The sequence below is a fragment of the Amycolatopsis sp. NPDC101161 genome (assembly GCF_044768185.1).
Classification (GTDB): Bacteria; Actinomycetota; Actinomycetes; order Mycobacteriales; family Pseudonocardiaceae; genus Amycolatopsis.
Map to the genome: position 1 here is coordinate 99,279 of NZ_JBIWPI010000001.1, position 15,116 is coordinate 114,394.

The 15,116-nt window shown below is 70.1% G+C and carries 22 protein-coding genes; 10 read left to right on the top strand and 12 right to left on the bottom strand.

Translation table 11 applies throughout. The features are described from left to right. The first annotated feature begins 147 nt into the window (after positions 1 to 147). A complete protein-coding gene (locus ACIRSS_RS00525; protein WP_400888941.1) occupies positions 148 to 738 on the top strand; it encodes a TetR/AcrR family transcriptional regulator in 591 nt (196 codons plus the stop codon). Positions 739 to 741: 3 nt separating this feature from the next. Here ACIRSS_RS00525 and ACIRSS_RS00530 read toward each other — a convergent pair whose 3' ends face one another. Both ACIRSS_RS00530 and soxR read right to left on the bottom strand, forming a co-directional pair. Next, on the bottom strand, positions 742 to 1,275 hold the full coding sequence (locus ACIRSS_RS00530) for an RNA 2'-phosphotransferase (RefSeq protein WP_400888944.1): 534 nt from the start codon (positions 1,273 to 1,275) through the stop codon (positions 742 to 744). A 33-nt stretch (positions 1,276 to 1,308) separates the two neighbouring features. Next, on the bottom strand, positions 1,309 to 1,770 hold the full coding sequence (gene soxR, locus ACIRSS_RS00535) for a redox-sensitive transcriptional activator SoxR (protein ID WP_400881227.1): 462 nt from the start codon (positions 1,768 to 1,770) through the stop codon (positions 1,309 to 1,311). A gap of 53 nt (positions 1,771 to 1,823) precedes the next feature. Here soxR and ACIRSS_RS00540 point away from each other — a divergent pair, with 53 nt between their 5' ends. Both ACIRSS_RS00540 and ACIRSS_RS00545 read left to right on the top strand, forming a co-directional pair. Continuing rightward, positions 1,824 to 2,516, top strand: coding sequence for a thiamine pyrophosphate-dependent enzyme (locus ACIRSS_RS00540; protein ID WP_400888947.1), 693 nt, complete (start codon positions 1,824 to 1,826; stop codon positions 2,514 to 2,516). Next, positions 2,516 to 3,400: a transketolase family protein gene (locus tag ACIRSS_RS00545; protein WP_400888950.1), complete on the top strand. Its 885-nt coding sequence runs from the start codon at positions 2,516 to 2,518 to the stop codon at positions 3,398 to 3,400. The genes ACIRSS_RS00540 and ACIRSS_RS00545 overlap by 1 nt, the downstream gene beginning before the upstream one ends. Here the strand turns inward: ACIRSS_RS00545 and ACIRSS_RS00550 are convergent. After that, positions 3,378 to 3,578: a hypothetical protein gene (locus ACIRSS_RS00550; protein WP_400888952.1), complete on the bottom strand. Its 201-nt coding sequence runs from the start codon at positions 3,576 to 3,578 to the stop codon at positions 3,378 to 3,380. The two genes, ACIRSS_RS00545 and ACIRSS_RS00550, sit on opposite strands and share 23 nt — an antisense overlap. Continuing rightward, on the bottom strand, positions 3,524 to 4,501 hold the full coding sequence (locus ACIRSS_RS00555; protein WP_400888955.1) for a hypothetical protein: 978 nt from the start codon (positions 4,499 to 4,501) through the stop codon (positions 3,524 to 3,526). The genes ACIRSS_RS00550 and ACIRSS_RS00555 overlap by 55 nt, the downstream gene beginning before the upstream one ends. A 282-nt stretch (positions 4,502 to 4,783) precedes the next feature. On the opposite strand from ACIRSS_RS00555, the gene ACIRSS_RS00560 reads away from it, so the two are divergent. Further along, entirely contained in the window at positions 4,784 to 5,383 is a 600-nt protein-coding gene (locus ACIRSS_RS00560) for an NUDIX hydrolase (RefSeq protein WP_400888957.1), read from the top strand. Here the strand turns inward: ACIRSS_RS00560 and ACIRSS_RS00565 are convergent. The 3 genes from ACIRSS_RS00565 to ACIRSS_RS00575 are packed head-to-tail and all read right to left on the bottom strand — an operon-like array spanning position 5,369 to position 7,333. Next, positions 5,369 to 5,908 (bottom strand): NIPSNAP family protein, encoded by a 540-nt coding sequence (locus tag ACIRSS_RS00565; protein WP_400888960.1) that lies wholly within the window; start codon positions 5,906 to 5,908, stop codon positions 5,369 to 5,371. The two genes, ACIRSS_RS00560 and ACIRSS_RS00565, sit on opposite strands and share 15 nt — an antisense overlap. A gap of 24 nt (positions 5,909 to 5,932) precedes the next feature. Further along, positions 5,933 to 7,108 (bottom strand): acyl-CoA dehydrogenase family protein, encoded by a 1,176-nt coding sequence (locus ACIRSS_RS00570; protein ID WP_400888962.1) that lies wholly within the window; start codon positions 7,106 to 7,108, stop codon positions 5,933 to 5,935. Between the two features lie 48 nt (positions 7,109 to 7,156). Continuing rightward, on the bottom strand, positions 7,157 to 7,333 hold the full coding sequence (locus ACIRSS_RS00575; RefSeq protein WP_400888964.1) for a hypothetical protein: 177 nt from the start codon (positions 7,331 to 7,333) through the stop codon (positions 7,157 to 7,159). 170 nt (positions 7,334 to 7,503) lie between these two features. Here ACIRSS_RS00575 and ACIRSS_RS00580 point away from each other — a divergent pair, with 170 nt between their 5' ends. The 5 genes from ACIRSS_RS00580 (at position 7,504) to ACIRSS_RS00600 (ending at position 10,726) form a co-directional block, all read left to right on the top strand. Then, on the top strand, positions 7,504 to 8,358 hold the full coding sequence (locus tag ACIRSS_RS00580) for a hypothetical protein (RefSeq protein ID WP_400888967.1): 855 nt from the start codon (positions 7,504 to 7,506) through the stop codon (positions 8,356 to 8,358). Between the two features lie 32 nt (positions 8,359 to 8,390). Further along, the gene (gene hisH, locus ACIRSS_RS00585; protein WP_400893307.1) at positions 8,391 to 9,008 is read left to right on the top strand and encodes an imidazole glycerol phosphate synthase subunit HisH; all 618 of its coding nucleotides are present in this window, start codon (positions 8,391 to 8,393) and stop codon (positions 9,006 to 9,008) included. A gap of 36 nt (positions 9,009 to 9,044) precedes the next feature. Beyond that, positions 9,045 to 9,782, top strand: coding sequence for a bifunctional 1-(5-phosphoribosyl)-5-((5-phosphoribosylamino)methylideneamino)imidazole-4-carboxamide isomerase/phosphoribosylanthranilate isomerase PriA (priA, locus tag ACIRSS_RS00590; protein WP_400888969.1), 738 nt, complete (start codon positions 9,045 to 9,047; stop codon positions 9,780 to 9,782). A 74-nt stretch (positions 9,783 to 9,856) separates the two neighbouring features. Next, a complete protein-coding gene (locus ACIRSS_RS00595) occupies positions 9,857 to 10,198 on the top strand; it encodes a DUF1330 domain-containing protein (RefSeq protein WP_400888972.1) in 342 nt (113 codons plus the stop codon). 51 nt (positions 10,199 to 10,249) lie between these two features. Beyond that, positions 10,250 to 10,726 (top strand): GNAT family N-acetyltransferase, encoded by a 477-nt coding sequence (locus tag ACIRSS_RS00600; RefSeq protein WP_400888974.1) that lies wholly within the window; start codon positions 10,250 to 10,252, stop codon positions 10,724 to 10,726. Here the strand turns inward: ACIRSS_RS00600 and ACIRSS_RS00605 are convergent. From ACIRSS_RS00605 to ACIRSS_RS00615, 3 genes are read right to left on the bottom strand one after another with little or no spacing between them, the layout of a single operon-like run. Next, entirely contained in the window at positions 10,710 to 11,096 is a 387-nt protein-coding gene (locus ACIRSS_RS00605; protein WP_400888977.1) for a PPOX class F420-dependent oxidoreductase, read from the bottom strand. The genes ACIRSS_RS00600 and ACIRSS_RS00605 overlap by 17 nt on opposite strands. A gap of 13 nt (positions 11,097 to 11,109) precedes the next feature. Next, entirely contained in the window at positions 11,110 to 11,844 is a 735-nt protein-coding gene (locus ACIRSS_RS00610; RefSeq protein WP_372668801.1) for an ABC transporter permease, read from the bottom strand. Further along, a complete protein-coding gene (locus ACIRSS_RS00615; protein ID WP_400888981.1) occupies positions 11,841 to 12,554 on the bottom strand; it encodes an ABC transporter ATP-binding protein in 714 nt (237 codons plus the stop codon). The genes ACIRSS_RS00610 and ACIRSS_RS00615 overlap by 4 nt, the downstream gene beginning before the upstream one ends. 147 nt (positions 12,555 to 12,701) lie before the next feature. Between ACIRSS_RS00615 and ACIRSS_RS00620 the strand changes: the two genes are divergently transcribed. Beyond that, entirely contained in the window at positions 12,702 to 13,640 is a 939-nt protein-coding gene (locus ACIRSS_RS00620; RefSeq protein WP_400888984.1) for a hypothetical protein, read from the top strand. Here ACIRSS_RS00620 and ACIRSS_RS00625 read toward each other — a convergent pair. Then, positions 13,630 to 14,595: a hypothetical protein gene (locus ACIRSS_RS00625; RefSeq protein ID WP_400888986.1), complete on the bottom strand. Its 966-nt coding sequence runs from the start codon at positions 14,593 to 14,595 to the stop codon at positions 13,630 to 13,632. The genes ACIRSS_RS00620 and ACIRSS_RS00625 overlap by 11 nt on opposite strands. Further along, on the bottom strand, positions 14,592 to 15,104 hold the full coding sequence (locus tag ACIRSS_RS00630; RefSeq protein ID WP_400893309.1) for an RNA polymerase sigma factor: 513 nt from the start codon (positions 15,102 to 15,104) through the stop codon (positions 14,592 to 14,594). Before ACIRSS_RS00630 ends, ACIRSS_RS00625 begins: the two co-directional genes overlap by 4 nt. Positions 15,105 to 15,116: the final 12 nt, after the last annotated feature.

Below are 15,116 nucleotides of genomic sequence, written 5' to 3' on the forward strand. Positions count from 1 at the left end.
CTAGCCGATCGGCAAGGACACCTCCAAGCCGATCGGCAAGTATGTGACTTGCCGAACAGCAAGGTTTATCCCAGCCGATCGGCTAGTAGTCGGTTTGCCGATCGACAGGGCGTGACGTACGCTCCGACGGCTCGCTGAGGAGGAAGAATGACCGCCGGCCCGGACGGGGACACCCGGACCCGACTGCTGCAGACCGCGCTGCGGCTGTTCACCGAACACGGCGTCGAGGGCACGTCGCTGCAGATGATCGCCGACGCGCTGGGGGTCACCAAGGCCGCGGTCTACTACCACTTCAAGACGAAGGCGGAGATCACCGAGGCGGTGGCCGAGCCCGGTGTGCGCGACCTGGACGAGCTGGTGCTGCGCGCGGCCGCGCAGAAGCGCCGCGGCGCGCAGGTGGACCTGCTGCTGGAGGGGTTCGTCGACCTGGTGATCCGGCACCGCGCGCTGGTGGCGCTGTTCTCCAGCGACCCCGGGATCGCCCGCGCGATCGAGAAGTCGGCGCACGGCGGCATGGAGGGCTTCGGCCAGGCGCTGCTCGGCATCCTGTCCGGCCCGGACCCGACGCCGGCGGCCCGGGTCAACGCGATGGTGACGCTGACGGGCATCGCGATGGCCGGCGGTTCCCCCGACCTGGCCCGGCTGAGCGACGACGAGCTGCGCACGGAGCTGCTGGACGTGGGCCGCCGCCTGCTGGGCCGGCCGCGCCGCCGCGGCCTCGTTTCGGTGACGCCCTAGCTTTCAGCCGACGCGGTACAGGTACTCCGGCGGCACCGCGGCCGTCAGCCACACGTCGTTCGCGCTCACCTGGAACGCGTGTCCCGCGGCGGTCATCCCCGCGGCGTCGACGCGCAGGATCACCGGCTTTCCGCGCCGGGCGCCGACGGTGCGCGCGGTGTCGACCGTCGCCGAGAGGTGGACGGCGTGGCGCTTCATCGGACGCAGGCCCTCGCGCAGGATCGCGTCGAGGAACTTCGCGACGGTCCCGTGGTAGAGGACTTCCGGCGGGACGGCGTCCGCCAGCCCGAGGTCGACGTCGACGCTGTGGCCCTGGCTGGCGCGGATGCGCGTGCCGGTCTCGTCGAAGGCGAAACGGCGCTTGTTGTTCGTCTCGACGACTTCGTCGAGTTGCTCGCGGGTGATCGCGAGCGCGCGCAGGAGCGCGTCCACCGGGGCCCAGCCGTCCGGGCTGAGCGTGAGGCCGATGGCGGCGGGATCGTGGCGCAGGTGCAGTGACAGCCGCTTGGAGATGCGGGTCGTTTCTTTCTCGTTCATTTCCTGCTCAGGATCCCGCGGCGGGCAAGCGATTTAGATGCCGCCCTCGACCGCGGGACGCAGCTTGCTCGCTCCCGGCCCGAAGCGGGCCAGCGCGTCGTCGTTGTTGTAGAGCGCGCAGCTGCGCAGGGACAGGCACCCGCAGCCGACGCAGCCGGTGAGCCGGTCGCGGAGGCGTTGCAGGGCGTCGATGCGGGCGTCGAGCTCGTGCTGCCAGTCGCGGGACAGCCGTGCCCAGTCGGCCTTCGTCGGGGCGTGGTCGGCGGGCAGCGTCTTCAGCGCGGAACTGATGTCTTCGAGGGAGAGCCCGACGCGTTGCGCGGCGCGGATGAACGCGATCCGGCGCAGCACCGAGCGCGGGTAGCGGCGCTGGTTGCCCGCCGACCGCTCCGAGCTGATCAGCCCCTTTTCCTCGTAGAACCGCAGTGCCGTGTGCGGCACCCCGCTGCGGTCGGCGACCTGTCCGATGCTGAGATGTTCAGCGAGCCTCGTCACCTGCTCAGGCTATCCTTGACTTCGAGTTTAGTCGAGGTTGCATGGTCGGAGACATGACCACTGCGACCGAACCGGGCTACGCGGACCTGCCCCGCCTGATTTCCCTGATGACCGGCGACGACAAGCACCAAGCCGCCGCGGAGTCCACTGTGGACGTTTTGTGGGTGCTCTACGACCGCGTGCTCGACATCACGCCGGCCAATTTCCGGTCACCGAACCGCGACCGGTTCCTGCTGTCCAAAGGACACGGCCCGATGGCGTACTACGCGGTGCTGACGGTGAAGGGCTTCCTGGAGGAGGCGGAGCTGCCGACGTGGTCGAACGCGCTGTCCCGCTTGGGCCGCCACCCGGACCGCCGCCGCGTCCCGGGCGTCGAGATCTCGAGTGGCTCCTTGGGCCACGGCCTGCCTCTCGCTTTGGGAACGGCGCTGGGCCTGCGAGCCCGCGGCCTGGTGTCGAAGGTGGTGACGCTGGTGGGTGACGCGGAGCTGGACGAGGGTTCCAACCACGAGGCGATCGTGGTCGCGGCGCGTTCGGGCTTGGAAAACTTGACAACGGTGGTGATCGACAACCAGTCGTCGACGCGAGGGTGGCCGGGAGGAATAGGACGCCGCTTCGAGCTGGAGGGCTGGGAGACGCGCACGGTATCCGGCCGCGACCACGCTTCGCTGTACACGGCGTTCACCGCGCCGCATCCCGGCCGGCCGTTGGCCGTGGTCGCCGTCGTCGAGCCGAAGGAGCTTTGATGAGGGAGACGTTTCTCCGCGTCACGGAGGAGATCTTGGACGCGGACCCGGACGTGGCGGTGGTGTTGGCGGACATTTCGGTGGCCCAGTTGTCGGGTGCGGCCCAGCGTCACCCTGATCGAGTCGTCAACGTCGGGATCCGCGAGCAGTTGCTGGTGAGCACGGGGGCGGGGCTGGCGTTGGCCGGGTTGCGGCCGATTGTGCACACTTTTCCGTCGTTTTTGGTGGAGCGTGCGTTCGAGCAGATCAAGCTGGACTTTTCGCACCAGGAGGTGGGAGGGGTGCTGGTGTCGTACGGGGCTTCGTACGACATGTCGGCCGCGGGGCGGACGCATCAGTCACCTGGGGACGTTGCTTTGATCGATTCGTTGCCGGGGTGGACGGTTCACGTGCCGGGGCATGCTTCCGAGGTCCGTCGGTTGTTATTGGAGTCGATCCCTGGAGACGGCCGTGTTTATCTGCGGTTGTCGGCGCAGACGAATGCTGCGCCGCATCTCGGCGTTGGTTTCACTCGGCTGCGGTTCGGTTCTTCGGGTGTGGTTGTTGCTGTGGGCCCGGTGTTGGACCGGGTGCTTCGGGCTTGCGCCGGGCTGGATGTGACGGTGTTGTATGCGTCGACGATCCGGCCTTTCGACTCGGCTGGCCTTCGGTCTGCGGTGCTTTCGGCTTCGCCTTCGGTGGTGCTCGTCGAGCCTTACCTAGCGGGGACTTCGGCTCATTGGGTGTCGGAGGCTCTGTCGGACGTGCCGCACCGGTTGAAGTCGTTGGGGGTGCGGAGGGATGCGGAGGTCCGAACATACGGAGAAATCCCAGACCACGACTTGGCTCATGGGCTGGACGCGGGATCGTTGAGGCTGTCGATCAGGGATTTCCTGGGGGATTAGCAGGAGCGGCGGCGGTATCGGCAGCGGGATGTTCGTACCGTAGATCGACTTCTTCGTCGCCACTCAGCAGGTTCATCAGCTTCGCGTTGTTCTTGCGCTCGGCCTTGGAACTCCGCGGTGCCTTCAGGTGGAGGCTTTCATACAGCTTGAACCGGTTGAGGTCCAGCACCGTGCGCACGATCCCCATGTACTCGTCGGCCGCGGCCACGGAGGCGCGATACGCGACGTAGGCGAGAAAGTACGGCCCCAGCGCGACGAGCAGCCACCAGCCGTCCGTGAAGAGGAACCCGAACGTTTCGTGGTGGCCAGGAGTGCGACCACGCACAGCCGAACGGACGTGTCCATCTGCTGCCTGGTGTCCTGGAGGTAGTTCAGGTGCGAATCCGATGCGATCAGGGCGATGTACGGAGTCGTCCGGATCGCGTCGAGCGCATATTGCCGGCCTATCGAGTCCTCGGCGGTGCGCAGCGCGTTGCCGAGCCGGGTGGGCATCATGCGACCTGGCTCCGGATAGCGCGCCAGGTAGTGCGGGATCGACGCCAGCGCGGCGTGCGCGCCACTCGCCGCGTGAGCGTTGCGGCTGGACACGATGTCTTCCAGTTCGGTTTCCAGCCGAGCTTGGTCCCACTTCGCCGGATCGTCGGCAGTCGACGGGTCGTCGGCCAGTTCGCGGAGATACCTGGCGGCGACCGCCTTCGTCAGTACCTTGTCGCGCCGTTGCCGCAGGCGCTCCTGCCGGCGCTTGATCCGTTCGACGCGCTTCCGGTAGTGCGTGATGCGGTTCCGCAGCAGTGAGGTCGCCAACCGGGAGCTTCCCCAGTAGCCCTCGAACAGGCGGGTCATCGCGAGCTGGAGCGGGTGCAGGAACAGTGCCATGATCACGGTGGACAAGATGAGCCACGCAACCCCACCGAGGCTCACGGTGGTCAGTCCCCGAACCATCTTCCCGAGGTCCGGGACGCCGGACCAAGCGCCGCTCGCGACGAGCGCGAAGGTCCAGGCGTTCAGGAACAGCGCGGGCAGCATGCTCACCACGCTGAAGTAGCGGCCGATTCGGGCACCCAGCCCGACCGCGGCATCCGGCATGGACGGCGAGGTCATGGCAGGCGCGAATTCTTCGGTATGTAGCGCTCACATTCCGAACACCAGTAACCCCTGATGTGCTTCTCGAGGATGGTGCGGTGCTTTGGGCATCGGCCCGGCCCCTTGCGCGGACCTTCGCCGGGGGGAGTCAGGGGAGCGTTGGTCGTTCCGAGCCTGGACTGCACGCGAGCTAGGGCGAGGACGAGCCGCAGAGTCCGCATCCGCCTCACCCCGCCCTCCAGGATTCGACCATGTTAGGTCAGCATTCAGGCCTAGTCGACAAGTCGGGACGAGGTGGTGATGGGCTTCTCGCCCTGGGCGGTGCCCGCTGTCGGGATCGTCGTGATCGCCGTGGCCGGGGTGTTCGGGGCCGGCTGGGCCTGGGTTGCCTTCGGGGCCCTCCTCGCCGCTGGGATCGGCTGGCTCGGCTGGGTGGTGCTTCGCGAGCCGCGGGCCGATAGCGTGGCCGGTATGGGGTCCAGTATTCGGCCGATCGCGCTCGGCCTGGTTCGGCGGCGTGATCACATCCTTGTCTTCGAAGGGCGCGATGACGTCAAAGGCGAGACCTACTACCGGCCCCTCGGGGGTGGGGTCGAGTTCGGCGAACGCAGCGATGAAGCCCTCAAGCGTGAGTTTCGCGAGGAACTCGACGCCGAGATCAAGGTCGGTGAACTCCGAGGCGTCCTCGAGAACGTCTTCACCTGGCGGGGCAACCCCGGGCACGAGATCGCCTTCGTCTACGAAGCCGAGTTCGTCGACCCCGCCGTCTACGCCAACGACGAGATGAAGATCCTCGACGATCCCGCCACCGCGATCTGGGTGCCGCTGGCCGACTTCCGGGACGGCCGCAAGATCCTCTACCCCAACGGGCTCACCGAACTGCTCTCATCGGAGCAATGACCGCGAAGTCGGCTCCAGGAACTCGGAGCCGGGAGAAGGCGAACGGCTGAACGACACCGTGAACGGCCCGTCCGTGCGCACCGGCAGCTGCGGGAAGTTGTTCGGCCCAGGCTCCGTCTCGAACACCGCGAAAGCCGACGGCGATGCCTCCAAGGAGACGTGCACGCCCGACCCTGGTGGAGGCGAAGCCAACCCGCGCACGACCGGACGCAGCAGCATCACATTGTCCGAGTCCACCATCGTCGCGTTGGCTTCGGCCCGGAAGCGACGCCACACCGGCCCGAAGTAGAACGCGGAAAGCGCATCAGCGCGAGCAGCAAGAGAAGAGAACCCCCGCAGCCACACGAACTCGTCCGGCGAAACCGAACTCCGGAACAGCCCGAACAGATGCGCCCCGACCGCCTCCTGCGGCTCCACGAACTCGCGCTCGAACAGCGCGATCAACTCATCCCGGCGCCCCGGGTGCAGGGTGTAGCGGCGCAGCTCCAGCACCGTCTCGAACGATGAAAAGTCCACGACCCGCACACTAGAGACCACCACCGACAAAAATCAGCGGAACGCCGCCAGGCCCGTCACCGCCTGGCCGAGCGACAGCGCGTGCATCTCCTCCGTGCCCTCGTACGTCAGGACCGTCTCCAGGTTCGCCATGTGGCGCATCACCGGGTACTCCAGCGAAATCCCGTTCGCACCCAGCATCGAACGTGCCGAGCGGGCCGCGTCAAGAGCCGATCGCACGTTCGCCATCTTGCCGAAGCTCACGTGGTTGTGGTGCAACGTCCCCGCGTCCTTCAACCGCCCGATCTGCAACGCCACCAGGCCGGCCCGGTTGACCTCCACCAGCAGGTCCGCCAGCTTGCGCTGCGTCAGCTGGAACCCCGCCAGCGGCTTGCCGAACTGCGACCGCGACAGCGTGTACTCCAGCGCCGCCTCGTAACACGCGCGCGCCGCGCCGACCACGCCGAACAAGATCCCGTAGCGCGCTTCGTTCAGGCACGACAGCGGCCCGCGCAAGCCCCGGACCTCGGGGAACGCCGCCGACGACGGCAGCCGGACGCCGTCCAGGACCAGCTCCGCCGTCAAGGACGCCCGCAGCGACAGCTTGTGCTTGACCTCGTTGGCCGTGAACCCCGGGGTCGACGTCGGGACGACGAAGCCGCGGATCCCGTCGTCGGTCTGGGCCCAGACCACCGCGACGTCCGCGACCGTTCCGTTGGTGATCCACATCTTCGTGCCCGACAGCACCCAGTCGGACCCGTCGCGCACCGCGCGCGTCCGCATCGAGCCCGGGTCGCTGCCCGCGTCCGGCTCGGTCAGGCCGAAGCAGCCCAGCGCGTCGCCCGTGGCCATCCGCGGCAGCCACTCCTGCCGCTGCTCCTCGCTGCCCCACTTGTGGATCGCGTACATCGCCAGCGACCCCTGCACCGATACGAAGCTCCGCAACCCCGAGTCGACGGCTTCGAGCTCCCGGCACGCGATCCCGTACGCGACCGCGCTGGTGCCGGCGCAGCCGTAGCCCTCCAGGTGCATGCCCAGCAGCCCCAGCGAGCCGAAGCCCTTGGCCAGCTCGGCGGCCGGCAGCGAGCCCGACTCGTACCAGTCCGCGACCTGGTCCAGCAGGTTGTCCTTCGCGTACGCGCGGACGGCGTCGCGGATGCCGCGCTCCTCTTCGGCGAGCCCGGCTTCGAGGTCGAGGAAGTCGTGCGGGTCAGGGGTGCGGCTGCTCATGAGGGCTCCCGGGGGACGCGTCGATGCGGCCCCCGCAGGAAACCACAGTCAGGCGTCTGTCTTGTGCGTGGCGTTCGTCACGCGGACAGCAGACGTCGACGGCGTGCACCGCGGGCGGACCTGCTGGCGCGGGATCAGCAGCTCGCCGAACTGCGGAAACGGCACGCTCTCGATGTCGTCACGCCAGGCGTGCAGCATCTGGGACAGCAGATCGTCCTCGGCCATCTTCGCCTCCCTGGCGTCCGGTCGCGCGGGCTCAGCCCACACGATCGGGTGACTTGATACCCGGCGAGCGGGACGATGAAACGTCCTTCTCCAAGATTCTTCCGGCGCGTGACCGCCCCGTGGCAGAATCGCGTCGCCGCCGCCACCGCCTCAACTCCCGAGGAGCGCACATGCGCGCGGCCAGTCTGCTCGCCCTCACCACCGCCGCCCTGCTCACCGCCACCGGCGTCGCCACGGCGCACGAGTCCGCCTGGCGCCAGGTCGGCCACACGACCGCCGAGAACCGGGTCAGCGGCGAGGGCCTCACCACGCTGCGCCTGCCCGGCCACGCGCCGGAGATCGTCTACCGCAACGGCGCCACCATCCCGCAGCCGCTCAAGGACGAGGGCTGGGGCCACGTCGGCGACCCGGACTCGCTGCGCGGCTACGTCTTCGACGTCTACCAGGACACCGTCACCCCGACGCCCACCAAGAAGATGTACCTGGTCACGAAGCCCGACGGCACGACGACGGAGTTCGTCCACCCGTTGCTGCCCGACGAGCCCGCCGTGAACGCCAACGCCCAGGTCGCGGCCACCCCCGACGGCCAGTGGCTCGTCTCCGGCCCGCTCGGCGAGATCGACCGCCTCTACGTCTCCCCGACGCCGTTCCTCAACCCCCGCGGCCCGAAGACCGCCGGCGACCTGCCCGTCGCCGCCCGCATCCACCTCGACCACCACATCCGCAGCGCCCAGGGCTGCGACTTCGTGAGCCCGACGCGCCTGATCTGCGCGACGAGCGACCCGTACAACGACCTGTTCCCGACCAACCTGCAGCTCCTGCAGATCGACCTCCCGCGGCCCCTGAACGGCCACGACGTCACCGCGAAGGTGCGCGAAGTCAGCCAGGTCCCGCTGGTCAGCACCTGCACCGGCACGTTCACGCCGGAGGGCGTCGACTACGACGCCGGCGTGCTGCGCGTCGAGGTCGTGCCGCCGGCGCCGTGCAACACCGTGACGGACGTCTATTCGTTCGAGCGCCGCTGAGCCCTCCGGCTACGCTGGGTGGCGTGTCTCGTGTGGTGATCCTCGACTACGGTTCCGGCAACCTCCGCTCCGCCGAACGCGCTGTGGCGCGCGCCGGGGCCGAAGTCGAGGTCACCGCCGACCCGCATGCCGCGATCGAGGCCGACGGCCTGGTCGTGCCCGGCGTCGGCGCCTACTCGGCGTGCATGGCGGGGCTCCTCGACGTCAAGGGCCACCGGATCATCGGCAAGCGCCTCGCCGGCGGCCGTCCGGTGCTCGGCATCTGCGTCGGCATGCAGATCCTGTTCTCCCGCGGTGTCGAGCACGGCGAGGAGACCGAGGGCACGGGGGAGTGGCCGGGGGTCGTCGACCGGCTTCACGCCGACGTCCTGCCGCACATGGGCTGGAACACCGTGCGCGCGCCCGCGGACTCGCAGCTGTTCGCCGGGCTCGACCCGGACGAGCGGTTCTACTTCGTGCACTCCTACGCCGCGCGCAAGTGGGAGCTGGAATCAGGCATCGGCCAGGAGCCGAAGGTGACCTGGGCCAACCACGGCGAAGACTTCGTCGCGGCGGTCGAGAACGGGCCGCTCTGGGCCACGCAGTTCCACCCCGAGAAGTCCGGCGACGCGGGCGCGAAGCTGCTGAAGAACTGGCTCGCGACCCTCTGACCGGGTGACGCGGGTCTCCGCTTTAGAGTTACCGGCGTGACTTTCACGCTGCTTCCCGCCGTTGATGTGGCCGATGGCCAGGCCGTGCGACTCGTCCAGGGCGAGGCCGGCACCGAGACCTCCTATGGCAGCCCGCTCGAAGCGGCGCTCGCCTGGGAGCGCGACGGCGCCGAGTGGATCCACCTGGTCGACCTCGACGCCGCGTTCGGCAAGGGCAGCAACCGCGAGCTGCTCGCCGACGTCGTCGGCCGGCTCGACGTGCAGGTGGAGCTCTCGGGCGGCATCCGCGACGACGCGTCGCTGAAGGCCGCGCTGGCGACCGGCGCCCGCCGCGTCAACCTCGGCACGGCCGCGCTCGAGGACCCGGAGTGGACCGCGCGCGTGATCGGCGAGTACGGCGACCGCGTGGCGATCGGCCTGGACGTGCGGATCACCGAGGCGGGCCACCGCCTGTCGGCCCGCGGCTGGACCTCGGACGGCGGCGACCTGTGGGAGGTCCTGGAGCGCCTGGACCGCGACGGCGCGTCCCGCTACGTGGTGACGGACGTGAGCAAGGACGGCACGTTGAAGGGCCCGAACCTCGACCTGCTGCGCGACGTCGTCGCGCGCACGGACGCGCCGGTGATCGCTTCGGGCGGGGTGTCCAGTGTGGACGACCTCGTCTCGCTGGCGGGGCTGGCTGCCGATGGGGTCGAGGGGTCCATCGTGGGTAAGGCGCTGTACGCGGGGGCGTTCACGTTGCCGGAGGCTCTTGCCGCGGTCGCGAAGGTCTGAGCATTACCTCCGGCGTAATCGACGCCACGCACGCCAGGCGGCAGGATTCCTTTCACGACAACGAAAGGATCACCATGACCGCCTACGGACTCGCCCACCTGCGCCCGCCCGCCGTGCTCCACGAAGAGGTCTTCCAGTACCTGGAACGCATCCAGGCGACGCTCGACCCCTACGGCGGCAAGTTCGTCGTGCACGGCTCGCCCGTCGAGGTCATGGAAGGCGAATGGCCCGGCACCCTGGTGGTCATCGAGTTCCCGGACCTCGACGCCGCCCACCAGTGGTACGACTCCGCCGCCTACCGGGAAATCCTGTCCATGCGGGCCGACCACATCCCGGGCGATCTCGTGCTCGTCGAAGGCTGCGGGCCGGACCACGACTCGGCCGCGCTCGGCGCCGCCTTGCGCGCGATGGCCTAACCCGCCCAAAAGGGGCTGACAGCACGCTCCGGGAGCCGTAGGTTGCCGCGGGTGGAAGAGATCGTCACCGAGCTCGAAATGACCGCCGCCGACCAGCTCAACCCCGCGCCGGTCGTCGACGGCGTCACGCTGAGAGCCACCGAGCCCGGCCCGGTCATCCAGGACCTGCACGTGCGGATCGGGACGCCCTACCAGTGGCCGAGCGCGACGCGGAGCGACGAAGACTGGGCACGCTGGCTCGCCGAACCGGGCCGCCGGTACCGGCTCGTCGAATACCGCGGCGAAATCGCGGGGGCCGCCGACTTCGAGCCGCAGAACGAATCCGACGTCGAGATCACCACCTTCGGCCTGCTGCCCGAGTTCGTCGGCAAGGGGCTCGGCGGCTACGCGCTCACCCTCGTCGTCGCCGACGCGTGGGCACTCCCGGGCACGAAAAGGGTCTGGCTGCACACCTCGACGCTCGACCACCCGAACGCGCTGCCGAACTACCTGCGCCGCGGGTTCCGCAGCTTCAGCCGTCCAGCTTGACCGCGATCCCGACCGTCCGGTCGGCCGGGCCGCGCAGCTTCGAAAAGAACATCGTGACGCGCCCGATGATGCCGTACTTGCGGCCGATCACCTGACGGACCCGCTCGGTCTCCGCGAGGTCCAGCAGCCGGGCCTGCCCGGTGGCGACGGCGCCGTGCGTCTTCTGCCCGCGCAGATCGCACGCCTGGACCTCGACGCGCCCGCTGTTGCGGATGCGCTTGACCTTCCCGGCCTTGCGTTCCGACCAGAACACGAGCTCGCCCGCGTCGCCCGCCAGCCAGATCGGGGTCGGCACCGCGCGCCCGTCACGGCGGAACGTGGTCAGCAGGACGTAGCGCTCGGCGGCGAGCCGGTCCGTTTCGGAGGCCATGGCACCACGGTAGTCACGGCGTCCGGCGCCGCAGCGTCGCCGCGCCGAGCACCAGGGCCAGCAGCGCGCAGCACGCCACGACGACGAGGTTGCGCAGGATCACCGCGTCCACCGTCGACGACGCCGTGACGCGGGTCAGCGCCTCGACCGCGTACGACAGCGGCATGACGTCCGAGAGCCACCGCAGCAGCCAGCCCATGTCGCCGCGCGGCACGAACAGCCCGCACAGCAGGATCTGCGGCAGCACGAACACCGGCATGAACTGGATGGCCTGGAACTCGGTGCGCGCGAACGCGCTGACGAACAGCCCGAGCGCCATGCCCAGCAGCGCGTCGAGGACGGCGATCACCAGCAGCATCCCGACCGACCCCGCGAGGTCGAGCCCGAGCCACCACAGTGAGACGCCGGCCGCCAGCGAAACCTGGACGACGGCGATCGCGCCGAACGCCAGCGCGTAGCCGAAGAGCAGGTCGAGCCGGCCGATCGGCAGCGTCATCAGGCGTTCGAGGGTGGCCGTCGTCCGCTCCCGCAACGTCGTGATCGACGCGATGAGGAACATGATCAGGAACGGGAACACGCCGAGCAGCGCGGGCGCGACGTGGCTGAACACCAGGGTCGAGTTGAAGACGTACCGCAGCAGGATCATCAGCAGTGTCGGCACCAGGACCAGCATCACGACGGTGCGCGGGTCGTGCCGCAGCTGGGTGAGGATGCGCCGCGTGGTCGCGAGCGTCAGCGCGGGGTTCACGACGCGGCCCTCACCAGGTGCAGGAAGGCGCCTTCGAGATCGGCGGCGCCGGTGCGCTCACGCAACACCGCAGGCGCGTCGTCGGCCAGGAGCGTGCCTTCGCGCATGAGCAGGAGACGGTCGCAGCGCGCGGCTTCGTCCATGACGTGGCTGGACACCAGCAGCGTGGCGCCGCCGTCGGCGAGCCGGCGGAACAGGGCCCAGAGCTCGTCGCGCAGCAGCGGGTCGAGCCCGACGGTCGGCTCGTCGAGCACCAGCAGCTCGGGGGTGCCGAGCAGCGCGACGGCGAGGTTCGCCCGGTTGTGCTGGCCGCCCGACAGCGAGCCGACGAGCTTTCCGGCGTGGTCGGCGAGCCCGACCTCGGCGATCACTCTGTCCACATCGGACGCCGGCGCGCGCAGCACCGCGGCGAAGTATCTGAGCGCCTCGCGGACGGTCAGATCGGCGTAGATCGCCGGGTTCTGCGTCGCGTAGCCGATCCGCCGCCGCAGCGGCGGGCTGCCGGCGGGCAGGCCGAGGACGGTGACCGTGCCGCCTTCGACGATCTGGACGCCGACGATCGCCCGCATCAGGGTCGTCTTGCCGCAGCCGCTCGGGCCGAGCAGCCCGGTGACGGCCCCGCGCGGCACCTCGAAGCTCACGTCGCGCACCACGAGCCGGCCACCGCGCCGGACCCGCAGGCCGGTGACCGCCAGCGCAGAATTAGTCATGTGTTTAATTCTGCGCGCGATGAGTTTCCGGAGTCAAGGGGACAGGCGGCGCAACGCGATGGGGCATGACGGCAGAAGCGCGCCAACCCTCCGTCTTGCGACGATTCATGGGTCGGGCTGTGCGCCCGCTCACTGGAGGGAACGTCGATGGCCGTCAAGCAGGAAGTCCCCGTTCATCCTCAAGCAGGTTTCTTCGGCGAAGGGCCGTACCCCGCGCGCCGCGCCGCGATCGCCCTCGTCGCGGTCCTGGCCGGGTTCGGGCTGACCGCCATCTGGTCCGCGCCGTTCGTGGACTCCGTGATCGGCGACAGCGTCGCCAACGGGCTCCTCGGCTACGACGCGAAAGCGACGCCGATCAGCGGCGCCCTCGCCGGGACGCTGTTCGCGTTCGTCTCCGGGCTCGCCGGCTCGTTCACCGCCTGCAACATCGCCGCGTTCGGAGCGGTCGCGCCGCTGGTGGGCGGGCAGGCCGCCGAGAAGCGCAGCCCGTTCAAGCCGCTCGGCTGGATCGCCGCGGGCATGCTCACGGTCTCGATCGCCTACGGCGTCGTCGTCGCGCTCGTCGGCACGGGCATGCCGCAGTTCTCCACCGCGCAGACGAGCGGGCTGAGCCCGCGCAGCATCCAGTCCATGGTCGCCTTCGGCGTCGTCGGCCTCGTCTTCCTGCTGATGGGCCTGGTCGCGCTCGGCATCCTCCGCAACCCCTTCGCGGCCTTCACCCGGCGGCACCCCGCGGCGCCGCACGTCCTGATGGGCGCGCTCATCGGCGGGTTCCTCATCGGGCGGCCGTACCCGCTGTTCCGGATCATGTTCCGCAGCGCCGCCGAGCAGCACAACGTCTTCTACGGCGCCGCCGCGTTCGCCCTGCAGTCGCTCGGCAACATCGTCGTCATGGCGGTGCTGTTCCTGATCCTCACCTACGCCACGCGCGGCCGCCTGCAGCGCTGGTTCGCGGCGAAGCCGGCCCGGATCGCCACGGTGACCGGTGCCGCGCTGCTCGTCGGCGGCACGTTCACGCTGCTCTACTGGGACGTCCGCGTGCTCGGGAGGCTCGGGATCATCTGGTTCCCGATGGTCAGCTGGTAGCCCGGCCGAGCCACCGGTAGTCGGGCGCGGGGTCGAGCCGGACGCCGTCCGCGACGGCGATCAGCTCGCTCTCCGGCCGCGCGCCCGACACCGTCAGCCAGCGCCCGGACGGCAGCCGGACGGCGACCGTGCCCGCCGTGAAGAACCCCTGGCCACCGCGGACGGTGACCGGCGCGGCCCCGGCCACCCCGGGGGAGCCCGCGCTCGCCGTGACGCGGACGGCGGGTTCCGCCGGCCGGGCCGGGTCGGCCGCGGTCAGCTCGGTGCTCGCGTCGGCCGGGCCGGTGCCCTTGACCGCCGCCGAGCGCTCGGTCAGCCCTGCCGGGAGCGGGCCGAAGCGCAGCTCACCGCGGACGCCGACCGGTTCGGGGGTGACCCCTTGCGCGATCCGCAAGGCCACCAGGCGGGCGTCCGGGACCCCGCCGACCCGCGCGGTCAGGACGTGGTCGTCGTCGGCGAGCCAGGTGATCAGCGCGGTCGACCCGGTGTCGCCGGTGATCATGGCGACGCGGCCGCGCACCAGGACCTGGTCGTGGATCGACGCGATCCGCAGCTCGGTCTGCGACCACTCGGGGTCGGCGGTCGAGTAGACCGACAGCGTGACCTCCGCGGGACCGGCGAACCACCGCCGGACCTGCGGGGTGATGCCGGGACCGCCCTCGCGGTACTGCTCGGTGAAGCCGTCCGGCAGCCAGCCCGGGCTGTAGCCGAGCACCGGGCGGCTCGCGGCCGGGGCGAGGTCCGGGGTGGTGGTGATCGCCCGCGTGCCCACGAAGACCCCGGCGACCAGCACGACCACCGCCGCGGCGACCAGGGCCAGCTTCGTCGCCGGACGCCGCTGCCGCCCGGCGCGGGCCAGCGCGTCCCGCACCGCCCGGCCGTCCGGGGCGCGGGTGGCGAGGCGGTCGAGGCTCTCCCGGATCAGCGTCTCGGTGTCGTGCTCGCGGTGGGTCATTCTCCGGCTCCGGTGGTGAGTGCCGCGGGGTGCGGCGCCTGGCGCAGGGTGGCGAGGGCGCGGGAGATCTGGCTGCGCACGGTGGATGTCCCGCAGCGCAGGACGGCGGCGATCTCGGCGTCGGAGTAGCTCTCGTAGTAGCGCAGGACGATCGCGGCGCGCTGCTTGCGGGGCAGCGTGGCGAGCAGGCCGAGCATCGCGTCGCGCTCGTCGTAGGCGGCCGAGGGGTCGGCGGCCGGCGGGCCGAGCGCGTCGAGGACGTCGTGACTGCTCGGCACCATCCGCCGCACCGCCCGCCGGCGCCAGGAGAGGTACTCGTTGGTGACCATCCGCCGCACGTAGGTCGGCGGCGAGGCGATGCCGTCCCAGCGCTGCTGGGCGCGCAGCAGCACGTCCTGGACGATGTCCTGCGCGAGGTGCGGGTCGTTCGTCAGGACGGTGGCGTAGCGCAGCAGCCCGTCCAGCCGCTCCGCCACGAACTCTTCGAAACCCACCCCCTGGGGACGCATGAGCGGGCCGGA